This window comes from Pseudomonas sp. dw_358 (assembly GCF_018449655.1).
Taxonomy (GTDB): Bacteria; Pseudomonadota; Gammaproteobacteria; order Pseudomonadales; family Pseudomonadaceae; genus Aquipseudomonas.
Genome location: NZ_JAAVUX010000008.1, coordinates 81,196 through 94,577 on the forward strand (window position 1 = coordinate 81,196; position 13,382 = coordinate 94,577).

Consider the following 13,382-nt stretch of genomic DNA (forward strand, 5'->3'; position numbering starts at 1 on the left):
GTAACGGCTTACTGGCCTTCTTTGGTCAGCTCGACAATCTCGTTGAGAAACTGCGCCTTGTAGTCGCTGGCCGAGGCATCCAGAGTTTTCTTCACGGCCTGGGAGTAGATGTACTGCTCGTACGGCATCGAACGGATCGCCGCCAGCGGATCTTCGGAGTCACGGAAGATGCCGATGCCTGGCGCCCCCTGCTGGTAGCCCATCAAACGCAGCAGGTCGTCCGGCAGGGTCTGGGCGATCTCGCGCGGCACGCTGAGGAACTGGTTTTCCTCCTGCTTCACCCAACCCACCGAATAGGTGATGTTGATGCCCTGGCGCACCTGGTCTTTCGTGGTATTGGGACCGGCACCGTGATAGAGCTTGCCGGAGTAGATCACCACGTCGCCGCGCTTCATCAGCACCGGCACGGTGTCTTCCAGCTTGTACTTCAACCCCAACGGGTGCTTGTGGCTGCCCGGGACGATGCGCGTGGCACCATTTTCTTCGGTGAAGTCGGTCAGCGCCCAGATGGTGTTGCACTGGATATGGTAGTCGCCGGGGAACTGATAGAAGTCCCAGGCCACTTCATCGACGTGCACCGGCTGGGCCTTGGCGCCGGGGCCGACCGAGAGGATCTGCGCCTGGTTGAGCTGGAAGCTGTAGGCGTGGGCCAGCCAGGTGCCGACCGAGTCGAGCACCAGCGGGTCCATGATCAGCTTGCGGGCATAGGTGGATCGGGCAATCAGCGCGCCAGTGCGGCGAGTAAAGAAACCGTTGAGCTGGTCGCGACCGTAGCAGGTCTGCTCGATCCAGGGGTCCATTTCGGCGGCAATCTTGTCCATCAGGGTATTGCCTGCCAGGTCCTCGATGATGCAGTAGCCATCCTTTTCCAGCTTGGCCATGACCTGCTCGAAGCTGGCGGTTTTCGGAAGGCGATTCAGTTCGTAGGCTGCCATTACTCGGGCTCCGCAAGAGATTGATTACGTCGATTCGGTGAGAACGTGGAACGAATTTATATGAATGAACGGTCGTTCACAAGCGTCAATTTCGGATTTTTTTGCGCCACGCATTTTTTTCCCGCAACCCTTTGACAGAGGCGCTCACAGCGCCTTACATTGGCCCACGTCGTATTAACGATCGTTCATTCACTATCATGCTTTGCAACAGGAGTCATCCATGTCGGTTCTTTCAGGCAAAGGTCGTTTAACCGGTAAGGTCGCTATCGTGACCGGCGCCGCCAGTGGCATCGGTCGCGCCATCGCGGTCGCGTTCGCCAACGAAGGGGCCAAGGTGGTGATCACCACTGACCGCAATCTGGAAGGCTTGAAGCAGACCCAGGCGCTAGCGCCCGAGGGTTCGATCGAGTACCGCCTGGCCGACTCGGCCAGCGCCAAGGATGTGGAAGGCGTGGTGGCCTTCGCCGAGGAGCGCTTCGGCCGCCTCGATGTGCTGTGCAACAACGCCGGCATCGTCACCGACGCCATGCTGGTGGACACCACCGAGGAAGACTGGGACCGCACCATCAACGTCAACCTCAAGGGCACCTTCCTGGGGTGCAAGTACGCGATCCCGGCCATGAAGCGCGTGGGTGGCGGCTCGATCATCAACATCGGCTCGATCAACAGCTTCATCGGCGAGCCGCTGCACGTGGCCTACTGCGCCTCAAAGGGCGGCGTGCTGATGCTGACCAAGACTGCGGCGCTGGAACACGCCAAGGACAAGATCCGCGTCAACGTGGTGTGCCCGGGCTGGGTCGACACCCCGATGAACACCGAGTACATCGAGAACATCGGTGGCCGCGACAAGGTCGAGCAGATGCTCGAGACCGTCCAGCCGCTGGGCACCGGCCAGCCTGAACAGATCGCCTCGACCGTGGTGTTCTTTGCCTGTGACGAATCGAGCCTGGTCACCGGGACATCGTTGCTGGTGGACGGTGGGTTTACGGCGCAGTAACAGCCCAAGCCACGCGTAGGAGCGCGCGAAGCCCGCTATCAGCACCACCCGGATAATCGGTGGGATGCTAATCGCGGGCTTCGCGCGCTCCTACGGTGTCCACTTGGTTTTCTTCTCATGTATCATCGCGCCATCGGGATCTGGAATACTGGATCCGCCCATCGCCAAGCAGCCGTGAACATGCCCAAAAAAGAACTCTCCGCCAATCACCGCATCAAACGCCAGAGTCTGCCCGAGGCCTTGGCCGAGTCGCTGCGCGAACGAATCCTCAATGGTGAATTCAAGGAAGGCGAAGCGCTGATCCAGGAAGCCATCGCCGCCGAATACGATGTCAGCCGCATGCCCGTGCGCGAAGCCTTCAAGGAGCTGGAAGCCGCCGGCCTGATCTCGTCGAAGATCCACAAGGGCTCGGTGGTCACCTCCATTCCGGTGGAGCAGATCAAGGAGCTGTTCGATCTGCGGGCGCTGCTCGAAGGTGAGTTGCTGGAACACGCGCTGCCGAAGATGACCGCAGAACACCTGGCCATCACCAAGGAGCTGCTGCCGCGGCTCGAGGCCGCGTATCTGGAAAACGACGTGTCCAACTGGGGCAAGCTCAACTGGGAGTTCCACCAGAGCCTGTATACCGCCGCCGAGCGCGTGCAGACGCTGTCCATCGTCCAGGGCATCAACGTCCAGACCGACCGCTACATTCGCCTGCAGCTGCTGCTCACCGATGGCAAGAAGGAAGCCGAGGTCGAGCACCGGGAGCTGCTGCGCCTGTGCGAGAAAGGTGACGTGAAGACCGCCGTGGAGTACCTGCGCAAGCACATTGACGAGGCCGGTGCCAACCTCCTCGCCGTGCTGGGCAAACGCCGAGCCAAGGACCCGGCGGCCTGAGTTCGAGCCTCAGCTCAGTTGAAAGCCATGGGCCAGTGGATCGCGGTCATCGACAAAGATCGTGTTGTGACCGGTGACCTGTGCCCAGCCGGCGACGCTGGGCATGATCGCGGCGAACTCGCCCACCTGCGTCGCCGATTCCACCCGGCAGTCGAACAAGGTGCCGATGATGCTCTCATGGACGAACTCATCACCCACCCGCAGCCGCTTCTTCGCCACCAACTGCGCCATGCGCGCTGACGAACCGGTGCCACAGGGTGAGCGATCAATGGCCTTCTCGCCATAGAACACCGCGTTGCGGGCATGGGCCCGGGCATTGCGTGGGGCGTCGCACCACATCACATGGCTGACCCCGCCGATGCGACTGTCCAGTGGATGCACCGGGGCCAGTGCTTCCTGGGCGGCCTGACGCACCAGCGGGCTCAGGCGCACGATGTCACGCACCGACATTGAATCCAGCCCGGCCCAGCCCTCCTGGGGTTCGATGATCACGTAGTAATTGCCCCCGTAGGACAGGTCGATCTTCAGTCTGCCCAGGCCCGGTACTTCAATCATCACGTCGGCGGCATGCAGGTAGCTGGCGACGTTGAACAGGCGCACCTGTTCGACGAACTGACCATTCTTAACGTATTCGATCGCCACGCGCCCGGCCGGCGCTTCGATGGCCAGCCTGCCCTCCTCGCGGGGCACCACCAGGCCGGCTTCCAGCGCCGCGGTGACGGTACCGATGGTGCCATGGCCGCACATCGGCAGGCAGCCACTGACCTCGATGAACAGCACGCCGATATCGCAGTCATCCCGGGACGACGGATAAAGAATGCTGCCGGACATCACGTCATGACCGCGGGGTTCGAACATCAGCGCCTGGCGTACCCAGTCATGGTCGCGCTGGAAGATTTCACGCTTCTCGGCCATGGACACATTGGGCAGCAACGGGCCACCGCCGGCGACGACCCGGACCGGATTGCCACAGGTGTGGGCATCGACGCAGAAAAAGGTATGACGAGACATGGCAAAGGCTCTTCTGACGGTTTAGTTGAAACGAGTGATCGCAAAGGGGGCGATGTCGATCGGCAAAGGTTTGCCGTGCACCAGGTCATTGACCAGGCGGCCAGTGGTGGCGCCTTGGGTCAGGCCGAGATGGCCATGACCAAAGGCATAGATCACATTGGGGTTGCGGGCTGAGGGGCCGATGACCGGCAAGCTGTCGGGCGTTGCCGGTCGGTGACCCGCCCAGAATCGGCCGCCCTCGGTGTGCAGCTTCGGCAGGTAGCGGGCGGCCAGCCGGGCCAGGGCTTCGGAACGCTTGAAGTTGGCCTTGGCTTCGAGGCCACCGAACTCGGCCGCGCCGCCGATGCGCAGGCCACAGCTGAGCGGCGTCGCGACAAAATGGCGCTCGGCGAAGATCACTTCCCGGGTGAGCTTGACGCCGGGTTGGGCCAACGTGGTGTTGTAGCCCCGCTCGCTTTCCAGCAAGACCTTGTCGCCGACACGCGCGGCCAGAATGGCTGACCAGGCGCCGCAGGCAATCACGGCCTGGTCGGCGCTCAACGAACGGGCGCCCTCCAACTGCACCGATACCGCCGTAGCACCGACCGTGGGCAGTACGTCGTGCACCTGGCCGGTCACGATGTTCAACCCGCGTGCCTGCAACGCCTGGCGCAGCTTGTCCACCAGCACCTTGGGATCATTGATGTGCGACCACTGCGGGGTGAACACGCCACGGCTGATAGTCGCCGCCAGCGCCGGTTCCATGTCGCGCACCTCCGCGCCGCTCAGCGGCACGACCTCGACACCGTGGGCGCGCTTGAGCTGCCACTGGCTGGCGTCTTTGGCGTAGGCCGCTTCGCTCTCGTAGACGGTCAGCGCGCCTTGCTGGTGCAACTCCGCGCTCAGACCGTTTTCAGCCAGCAGGGGCAGCAGGTCTTCGTAGACGCGACGGTTGATCGAAGCCAGTGCCGTGGCGATACGGGCCACCTCGGCGGGGCGTCCGGCCTGGGAAAAACGCCAGAACCAGGGGATCAGGCGAGGCGCATAGGCCGGGCGCAATGCCAGCGGACCGAGTGGGTCGAGCAGCCAGCCCGGCACCTTCAACAGCAGGCCAGGCACGGAGGCCGGGATCACTTCCGTGACGGCAATACCGCCCGCGTTGCCGAAGGAGGTCTTGTCACCCTCGGGGTCACGATCGACCAGGGTGACCCTGGCCCCCTCCTTGAGGAGGAAGTGCGCAACAGAGAGGCCCACGATACCGGCTCCGACGACAACAACGTGCTTCATGAAGTGACCCTTCTGATTGGCCAGACCCGCCGCAAGCGCGCGGGCCGCCGACTCGACATACAAGTGAATGGTTGTAGATTGGATACAGGTAACGGATTTGTCAATTGATCTTCGAACAGTCTCGGCCCTCAAATTTGGCGAACCCGACAACAAAATTATTTTTTAAAATTCGCAACTGGCTGATTCTAAAAATCTTTTAAAAGTATTTGGCTATATCTACCCTTCATCCAGGCATTAAAAATCCGTATGAGGCCTTCTTCTCAATGGAAAACCTTGCTAGATTTCGGCCATCCGACGATTGTAGATTGGATACAGTAACAATTGAATGTCACTCGGACAACGCTTTCCTCAGCCAACACACACAGGGTTCTTCCATGAGCATTGCACGGTTCACCAGCGCGTCACTCCTGATCGCCATGGCGTTAGCTGCCCCCTTCACCAGCGCCTACGCCGAGTCGACGCTGGACAAGGTCATTTCGTCCAAGACCCTGCGCTGCGGCGTGCAACTGGACTACCCGCCAGCAGGCTTTCGCAACCAGAACAACGAAGCCGACGGCTACGACGTCCAGTACTGCAAGGACATGGCCAAGGCGCTGGGGGTGAAGGCAGAAATTGTCGAAACGCCCTCCTCCGAACGCATCCCGGCGCTGGTCTCCAACCGTATCGACGTGCTGATCGCCTCGGCGTCCATCTCGCCGCAACGAGCCATGACGGTGAATTTCTCGCAGCCCTACGTGAACTACACCAACGTCGTGCTGACCCGCAAAGACGCGAAGATCGACAGTTTCCAGGACCTCAAGGGCCGTAACATCGGTGGCGTCACTGGCACCACCACCGAGCAGGAACTGCAGGCGCTGCGCAAAGGCTGGAATGATACGACCGGCAGCTACACCGGTTTTGGCAGCGAGGCCGAAAGCTACCTGGCGCTGTCCCAGGGCAAGATCGACGGCGTCATTCTCGGTAATGCCTCGGCGGCGGCCCTGGTGCAGAGCGGGCAATTCCCGACTCTGGTGGTCAAGGGCGTGGCGCCCACCCCACCGGACCTGTGCGGGATTGCCGTGCGCAAGACCGACCCCGAACTGCTGAGCTGGGTGCGGACCTTCGTCTGGACCCAGGTCAAGGACGGTCGCTACAAGGAGCTGTACAGCCAGTACTTCGGCAACGGCGAGGCCCCCTCGCTGGCGGTGTCGGGCGTCGATTACTGATCACGCCGGTTCGGGCCGTCGCCACGACGACCCGAACGACCGCACCTGGGAGACCTGCGTCATGTTCGGATATACGTTTTATTGGTCGATCGTCTGGGACAAGCTCCCGGATTTGCTGGAAGGCGCCAAGGCCACGCTGGCATTGACGGTGCTGTCGATGGTCATCGGCACGCTGCTTGCGTTGGGCCTGACCTTGTTGCGCCGCCAGGAGAAAGGCCTGGGTTATCGCCTCGCGACGGGCTGGGTTGAGGTGGCGCGCAACACCCCGGCCTTGTTCCAGATCTACATGATTTACTTCGGGCTGGGCGCCCTGGGCCTGCACTTTTCCAGCTACGTGGCGATGTTGCTGGCCCTGTCGTTCAACAACGCCGGCTACCTGGCAGAGATCTTCCGGGGCGGCCTGCAGATCATTCCCAAGCAACAGCTGACCGCGGCCCGCTCGCTGGGCATTTCATCGTTCGGCGCCTACACCCACGTGGTGTTCCCGCAACTGTTCCGGATCGTCTACTTCCCCTACGTCAACCAGCTCAACTGGGCCCTGCTCAACAGCTCGCTGGGGATGATCATCGGCCTGCGCGAGCTGACCGGCGCGACCCAGGCGGCGCAGTCCGAATCGTTCCGTACGTTCGAATTCTTCATCGTCGCCGCCGTGATGTACTTCGTCATGTCGAAACTCATCGAGGGCGGCGCTCGACTGACCTTCTGGCGCGTCTTCAAAGGGTGACCTCCATGCACTTTCAACTTCCTTATTCAGGCTTGCAATGGAGCGACGTGCCCTTTGTCCTGCTGGGTATCTGGCACACCTTGCTGTTGACCGTGCTGGCCGTGGCGTTCGGCACCGTACTCGGCATTCTGGTCGGCTGGCTGCGCGAAAGTTCTGTGCTGGCACGGGTGGGCCTCGCCCCCTTGGTCAACGTCGCACGCAGCATCCCATTGATCATCCAGTTCATCCTGGTCAACAGCTTCTTTGCCTTGGCCGGCTTTGCCATCAGCCCGCTGCTGGTGGGGGTGATCGTGCTCAGCCTGTACATGGGCATGCTGACCTCGGAGCTGGTGCGCTCCGGGCTGCAATCGGTGCGCCCACAGCTGAAAAAAGCCAGTCGCTCGCTGGGGCTTGGCTATTGGCAGGAGCTGTTTCACATCTCCGGCCCGCTGGCGTTTCGCGCAGTGTTCCCGGGCTGGATAGGCACCGTCATCGGCCTGACCAAGGACACCGCGCTGGTCAGCGTGGTCGGTTACGTCGAGCTGCTGCGCGCCTCTCAGATCCTGATCAACCGCTCCAACGAAGCCCTCTTGGTGCTGGCTGGCACCGGGCTGTTCTACTTCGTGATCTGCTACCCCATTTCCCGCTACAGCCGGCGCCTCGAGAAGGTATTGCAACATGATTGAGATCAAGAACGTCCGTAAAAGCTACGGCCCCCTGGAAGTGATCAAGGGTATTGACCTGACCATCCAGAAAGGCGAAGTCCTGTGCCTGATTGGCGGCAGCGGCTCGGGCAAGTCCACCCTGCTGCAGTGCATCAACGGCCTGGAGCCGATCCAGAGTGGCCAGATAATCGTCGACGGCACTGATGTGCACGCGCACGGCACCGACTTGAACAAACTGCGGCAGAAGCTGGGCATCGTGTTCCAGCAGTACAACGCCTTCCCCCACCTGACAGCGTTGGAAAACGTGGCGCTGGCGCCGCGCCTGGTAAAGAAAATTGCCAAGACCCAGGCCCTGGAGCTGGCCCGCGAGCACCTGGAGTACGTCGGCCTGGGCAACCGCGCCGAGATGCGCCCGGCCAGCTTGTCCGGGGGCCAGCAGCAACGCCTGGCGATTGCCCGGGCATTGGCCATGCAGCCCGACTATATGCTGTTCGACGAGGTGACGTCGGCCCTGGACCCGGAATTGGTGGGCGAGGTGCTGGACACCATGCGCAAGCTGAAAACCGCGGGCATGACCATGATCATGGTGACCCACGACATTGCCTTTGCCCGAGAGTCAGGGGACCGCGTGGCGTTTTTCGACAGTGGGGTGATCTGCGAGGTCGGCGATGCCCGCCAGGTCATCAATGCCCCCAGGGAAGAACGCACGCGGCAGTTCCTGCAGCGCGTGCTGCACTGACCGATGGAGCAGCCCGCGTTTCTGACGCCACCGATAAGGCGGGCCGATGATCGCGGGCTTCGCGCGCTCCTACGGCCGACTTGGCGATTGATCGAGCGGTTAACCGCGATGCTCACTGAGGGCCAGCAACAGCTGCCGGCGGGCGTGCAGGATGTGGCTGCGCATGATGTCCACGACCTTGGCGACCTCACCGGCCTCGCACAATTGGAGCATCTCGTGGTGCTCCTTCTCGGCGTCTTCCAGGTCATGGGTCAGCAACAGCTGCAGACGAATGTAGCGGTCGGTCTGAATGTTGATGCCCTGCACCACTGCCATCGTCTGCGGGCGGGCGGCGGGCAGGTACAGACTCTTGTGAAACGCCCAGTTCAACCCGCCCCAGCGGCCCACGTCCCGCTGGTGGTAGGCCTGGTCCAGCTCGACCAGCAGGACCCTTGAGGCGTGCAGGTGCGCCTCGGTCATCAATGGCACGGCCACTTTGAGCAACTCGCACTCCAGCAGCGCACGCAAGTCGAACAGCTCGCCGATTTGCTCCAGAGGCAGTGTGGTCACCACCGCCCCCTTGTGCACTTTCAAATTGATCAGCCCACAGGCCTCAAGCTCACGGAACGCTTCGCGCACCGGCATCCGGCTGACATCGTACTCGGCGGCGATCGCCTCCTGGACCAGGGCATCGCCTTCCTTGAACTCGCCGTTGAGGATGCGTTCGCGCAGAGATCGCGCCAGCGCGATGGGCAGGCTCGTGCGTTTGATTCGGTGGTTCGCTGACAACGACAGGCTCTTTGGCATGGGCAGTACTTCAAGAAGGTGGACGTTGTACCAGGATGAAGCTGGCATCAATCATGCTATTGGATACAGTATACATTCGATCATATCATATCGACTGTCCATCACAGACCCTTTGCAGAGGTGAAGCTCAACATGACTCCCATCCATCCCAGGCAAGACGCCATGCACCGGCGCGTACTGATCGCCAGCCTGACCGGCAGCGCCATCGAGTGGTTCGACTATTTCCTGTATGGCACCGTGGCCGCGCTGGTCTTCAGCAAGCTGTTCTTCCCTACCTTCGATCCGGTCGTGGGCCTGCTGCTGTCCTACCTGTCCTTCTCCCTGACCTTTTTCGTGCGGCCATTCGGCGGCGTGCTGCTGTCCCATATCGGCGACCGCATCGGCCGCAAGAAAACCCTGGTACTGACGTTGTCCCTGATGGGCGGTGCGACCGTGCTGATTGGCTGCCTGCCCACCTACGCCATGATTGGCGTGTGGGCCCCGATCCTGCTGGTACTGCTGCGGGTGATTCAGGGGCTGGGCATTTCCGGCGAGTGGGGTGGCGCGCTGCTGCTGGCCTATGAATATGCCCCCGCCCACCGCAAGGCCCTGTACGCCTGCGTGCCGCAGATGGGCGTGCCGCTGGGCATGTTGCTGGCCACCCTGGCAATGACGGTGATGGGTACCCTGCCCGATGACGCATTCCTCGCCTGGGGTTGGCGCGTGCCGTTCCTGGCCAGCGCAGCGCTGGTGTTCATCGGCTTGTGGATCCGCCGGGGCATCGATGAGACCCCCGAGTTTGCCAACGCCAAACGCCAGGGCCGGGTGGAGAAAGCGCCCATCGTCGAAACCCTCAAGCACCACTGGCGGGCGGTGCTGGTGGCCACCGGCGCCAAGGTCGTCGAGACAGCCCCCTTCTACGTCTTCACCACCTTCATCGTCAGCTATGCCACCGGGACCTTGTCGTTCAGCCGCATCACCGTGCTGAACTCGATCACCCTCGCCGCCGTCGTGACCTGCGCGGCCATTCCGCTCATGGGTCTGCTCGCCGATCGCGTTGGTGCAAAGCGCGTGTACCTGACGGGCAGCCTGTTGATGGCGTTGTTCGCGGCGCCTTATTTCATGCTGCTCGACACCGGCACCACCTGGGGCATCATCGCCGCCACGGTGATCGCGGTCGGACTGATCTGGGCGCCGATCGTGGCCACCATCGGCTCGATCATGGCTCATCTGTTCAGCACCGAGGTGCGCTACACCGGCGTCACCCTGGGCTCGCAGATCGGAGCGGCCGTGGCCGGCGGCACGGCGCCGCTGATCGCGACCTGGTTGCTGCGCGAATCTGGCGGCCTGTGGAGTTCGATTGCGGTGTACATCGTGATCTGCGCCCTGCTGTCGATCCTCGCGGTGTCCCGCAGCCAGACGGTTGCGCAGCTGAGTCCTGCGTAATAACCGACCCTTTATTTTCGCGTACAAGGATCATGAATCTGAGATCCATGATCCATAAAAGGTCATTCCTTAGTTTCCCGCCCCGTTTTCGTGCCTAGGATGCAGATTTTTTCTGAATCCAGGACTAGACAGCTTCAATGTTCAATTGTAGATTGGATACAGTAGACACTAACCGATCAACCCCCCTCCGAGGCACCCAACATGGCAATCTGGAAAGGCGTTTTCCCTGCAGTCACCACCAAACTGACCCTGGACGGTAAAGTCGATCTCAAGGCTACGCAGGCCAGCATCGACCGCTTGATCACCAACGGCGTTTCGGGCGTCATCGTCCTGCCCATGCTAGGCGAGAACGCCTCGCTGTCCCTGCAGGAGCGCGAAGCCGTGATCCGTGCCGCAGTGGAAGTCGCGGCCGGCCGTGTACCCGTGCTGTCGGGCCTGGCCGAAATCACCCTGGAAAGCGCCAAGAAACACGCCGCGCTTTATCAGAGCTTCGGCGCACAGGGCCTGATGGTGTTCCCGAGCCTGGGCTACAAGACCGACGATCGCGAAACCGTCGAGTGGTACAAAGGCATCGCCAGCGCCAGCGACCTGCCGATCATGATCTACAACAACCCGATCGCTTACGGCGTGGATTGCACCCCGGCGATTCTCAAGGAGCTGGTCGATACGCCGCAGATCGTCTGCATCAAGGAAGAAACCGGCGATGTGCGCCGCGTGACCGATCTGTACATTGCCTTCGGCGATCGCTTCAGCGTGTTCTGTGGCGTCGATGACCTGATCGTCGAAAGCCGAGCCCTGGGTGTGACCGGCTGGGTGTCGGGCATGACCAACGTCTGGCCGGCCCAATGCGTCGAGCTCTTCAACCTGACCGGCGACGAGCAATACGCCCAGGCCCGTGAGCTGTACCAGATCCTCACGCCGTCCTTTCACCTGGACGTGCACGTCAAGCTCGTCCAGTACATCAAGCTGGCGGAAAACCTGGTGTACGGCGCACCTGAATGGACTCGCGCACCGCGCCTGGCCCTGGTGGGCGAAGAGCGTGAATACGTGATCAGCACCGTACGCAAAGCCATCGACGCACTCGCGGCCCGTCAATAACCCGCCCCCCCTCGAAGCCCTCGCCAGTGCCACGCCGATCGCCTGGCCTGCCGGGGGCTTTACCTTTCCTGCACGAGGTTGCGCATGTCTATTACCGGTCAGCTTCAGATTGGCCAGTCGCAAGTCCCTGGAAAAAATGGCGAGATTCTGGCTCTCGACGCCGCCACGGGTGCAGCGCTGCCACCGGCCTTCGGCGGCGCGACGCTGGGCGATCTTGACGTCGCCTGCGCGCTGGCCGACAGCGCTTTTGACTTGTACCGTGTGACCCGCCCGCAAGACCGGGCGCACTTTCTTGAGACCATCGCCCTCAACATCCTGGCATTGGGTGACCCGCTTATCGAGCGCTGCATGCGCGAAACCGGACTGCCCCGTAGCCGCCTGGAGGGCGAGCGCGGGCGCACGGTCGGTCAATTACGATTGTTCGCCGCCGTGCTGCGCGACGGCACTTTTCTCGATGCGCGTATTGATCCTGCGCAACCTGAGCGGACCCCACTGCCTCGCGTCGACCTGCGCTTGCAGCGGATCGCAATCGGTCCGGTGGCGGTGTTCGGCGCGTCCAATTTCCCCTTGGCATTTTCCGTGGCCGGTGGCGATACCGCCTCGGCCCTGGCCGCCGGCTGCCCGGTGATCGTCAAGGCGCATTCGGCCCATCCCGGCACTTCAGAACTGGTGGGGCAGGCCATTGCCCAGGGGGTGCGTGACTGCAAGCTCCCCGAAGGGGTGTTTTCCCTGTTGTTCGACTCGGGGCGCACCGTGGGCCAGACCTTGGTAGCTGACCGGCGGATCAAAGCCGTGGGCTTCACCGGTTCGCGTAGCGGTGGCGTGGCCTTGATGAACATCGCTGCTGCTCGGGAAGAGCCCATCCCGGTGTATGCCGAAATGAGCTCGATCAACCCGGTGGTGCTGCTGCCCCATGCGCTGAGCACGCGGGCTGAAGCCATTGCTGCGGATTTTGTCGCCGCCCTGACCCTGGGCGCCGGGCAGTTCTGTACCAACCCGGGCCTGGTATTGGCCGTGGACGGTGCGCCGCTACGTGAGTTCGAGCGCGCCGCAGCGCAAGCACTGGCCGACGTCCCCGCCGCCACGATGCTGACCCCCGGGATCAACCAGAGCTATCGTTCCGGCATCGCCAGGTTGAAGGCACAATCGACAGTAGAGACCCTGGGCACGGGCCAGGCCGGCGAGCCGCTGCAAGCCCAGGCCGCCTTGTTCGCGACCTCGGCAGCGGATTTTCTGGGCCAGCCGGTCCTGCGCGAAGAAGTCTTCGGCGCTGCCTCGCTGATCGTTCGCTGCCCGGACGAAACGGCCCTGCTCAAGGTGCTCGAAACCCTCGAAGGCCAACTCACGATCGCGGTGCACGCTGCGGCCCAGGACCGCTTCACACTGGGAGCGCTGTTGCCGACGCTGGAAAAAAAAGCCGGGCGCCTCTTGCTCGACGGTTTCGGCACCGGCGTGGAGGTGGGCCATGCCATGCTCCATGGCGGGCCCTTCCCCGCCACCTCCGACACGCGCACCACCTCGGTCGGTAGCCTAGCCATTGAGCGGTTCCTGCGCCCGGTGGCGTACCAGAACTTCCTACCCGAGCTGCTGCCACCCGCCCTCGCCGACCATAACCCCTGGGCGGTCCCGCAACGGATCGACGGGACCCTCGCCCGCTGACCTCGCCACAAGGA

Annotated in this window: 13 protein-coding genes; 9 read left to right on the top strand and 4 right to left on the bottom strand. The window is 62.4% G+C overall.

The features are described from left to right. Nucleotides 1-8: 8 nt before the first annotated feature. Complete coding sequence (locus HB675_RS13915) at nucleotides 9-935, bottom strand: phytanoyl-CoA dioxygenase family protein (protein ID WP_213878908.1); 927 nt, start codon at nucleotides 933-935, stop codon at nucleotides 9-11. Between the two features lie 220 nt (nucleotides 936-1,155). Between HB675_RS13915 and HB675_RS13920 the strand changes: the two genes are divergently transcribed. Further along, entirely contained in the window at nucleotides 1,156-1,932 is a 777-nt protein-coding gene (locus HB675_RS13920; protein WP_213878909.1) for a glucose 1-dehydrogenase, read from the top strand. A gap of 180 nt (nucleotides 1,933-2,112) precedes the next feature. Beyond that, nucleotides 2,113-2,811 (top strand): GntR family transcriptional regulator, encoded by a 699-nt coding sequence (locus HB675_RS13925; RefSeq protein ID WP_213878910.1) that lies wholly within the window; start codon nucleotides 2,113-2,115, stop codon nucleotides 2,809-2,811. 9 nt (nucleotides 2,812-2,820) lie between these two features. Here HB675_RS13925 and HB675_RS13930 read toward each other — a convergent pair whose 3' ends face one another. Both HB675_RS13930 and HB675_RS13935 read right to left on the bottom strand, forming a co-directional pair. Further along, nucleotides 2,821-3,822: a 4-hydroxyproline epimerase gene (locus HB675_RS13930; protein WP_213878911.1), complete on the bottom strand. Its 1,002-nt coding sequence runs from the start codon at nucleotides 3,820-3,822 to the stop codon at nucleotides 2,821-2,823. A gap of 21 nt (nucleotides 3,823-3,843) precedes the next feature. Then, nucleotides 3,844-5,088 carry an FAD-dependent oxidoreductase gene (locus HB675_RS13935; protein WP_213878912.1) on the bottom strand — a complete coding sequence of 415 codons (1,245 nt, stop codon included), beginning with the start codon at nucleotides 5,086-5,088 and terminating at the stop codon, nucleotides 3,844-3,846. Between the two features lie 374 nt (nucleotides 5,089-5,462). Here HB675_RS13935 and HB675_RS13940 point away from each other — a divergent pair, with 374 nt between their 5' ends. The 4 genes from HB675_RS13940 to HB675_RS13955 all read left to right on the top strand — a co-directional run bounded on the left by HB675_RS13940 (nucleotide 5,463) and on the right by HB675_RS13955 (nucleotide 8,400). Continuing rightward, on the top strand, nucleotides 5,463-6,293 hold the full coding sequence (locus HB675_RS13940) for a transporter substrate-binding domain-containing protein (RefSeq protein ID WP_213878913.1): 831 nt from the start codon (nucleotides 5,463-5,465) through the stop codon (nucleotides 6,291-6,293). Nucleotides 6,294-6,354: 61 nt separating this feature from the next. Continuing rightward, a complete protein-coding gene (locus tag HB675_RS13945; RefSeq protein ID WP_213878914.1) occupies nucleotides 6,355-7,017 on the top strand; it encodes an amino acid ABC transporter permease in 663 nt (220 codons plus the stop codon). 5 nt (nucleotides 7,018-7,022) lie between these two features. Further along, entirely contained in the window at nucleotides 7,023-7,682 is a 660-nt protein-coding gene (locus HB675_RS13950; RefSeq protein ID WP_213878915.1) for an amino acid ABC transporter permease, read from the top strand. Beyond that, nucleotides 7,675-8,400 (top strand): amino acid ABC transporter ATP-binding protein, encoded by a 726-nt coding sequence (locus tag HB675_RS13955; RefSeq protein WP_213878916.1) that lies wholly within the window; start codon nucleotides 7,675-7,677, stop codon nucleotides 8,398-8,400. Before HB675_RS13950 ends, HB675_RS13955 begins: the two co-directional genes overlap by 8 nt. A gap of 99 nt (nucleotides 8,401-8,499) precedes the next feature. Here the strand turns inward: HB675_RS13955 and HB675_RS13960 are convergent, their stop codons facing one another. Continuing rightward, nucleotides 8,500-9,234, bottom strand: a complete 735-nt coding sequence (locus HB675_RS13960) for a GntR family transcriptional regulator (protein ID WP_256737539.1) — start codon at nucleotides 9,232-9,234, stop codon at nucleotides 8,500-8,502. 84 nt (nucleotides 9,235-9,318) lie between these two features. Between HB675_RS13960 and HB675_RS13965 the strand changes: the two genes are divergently transcribed. From HB675_RS13965 to HB675_RS13975, 3 genes are all read left to right on the top strand, one after another. Further along, complete coding sequence (locus HB675_RS13965; protein WP_213878917.1) at nucleotides 9,319-10,611, top strand: MFS transporter; 1,293 nt, start codon at nucleotides 9,319-9,321, stop codon at nucleotides 10,609-10,611. Between the two features lie 201 nt (nucleotides 10,612-10,812). Continuing rightward, nucleotides 10,813-11,709 (top strand): dihydrodipicolinate synthase family protein, encoded by an 897-nt coding sequence (locus HB675_RS13970; RefSeq protein ID WP_213878918.1) that lies wholly within the window; start codon nucleotides 10,813-10,815, stop codon nucleotides 11,707-11,709. 84 nt (nucleotides 11,710-11,793) lie between these two features. Next, nucleotides 11,794-13,368, top strand: a complete 1,575-nt coding sequence (locus tag HB675_RS13975) for an aldehyde dehydrogenase (NADP(+)) (protein ID WP_213878919.1) — start codon at nucleotides 11,794-11,796, stop codon at nucleotides 13,366-13,368. The last annotated feature ends 14 nt before the right edge of the window (nucleotides 13,369-13,382 follow it).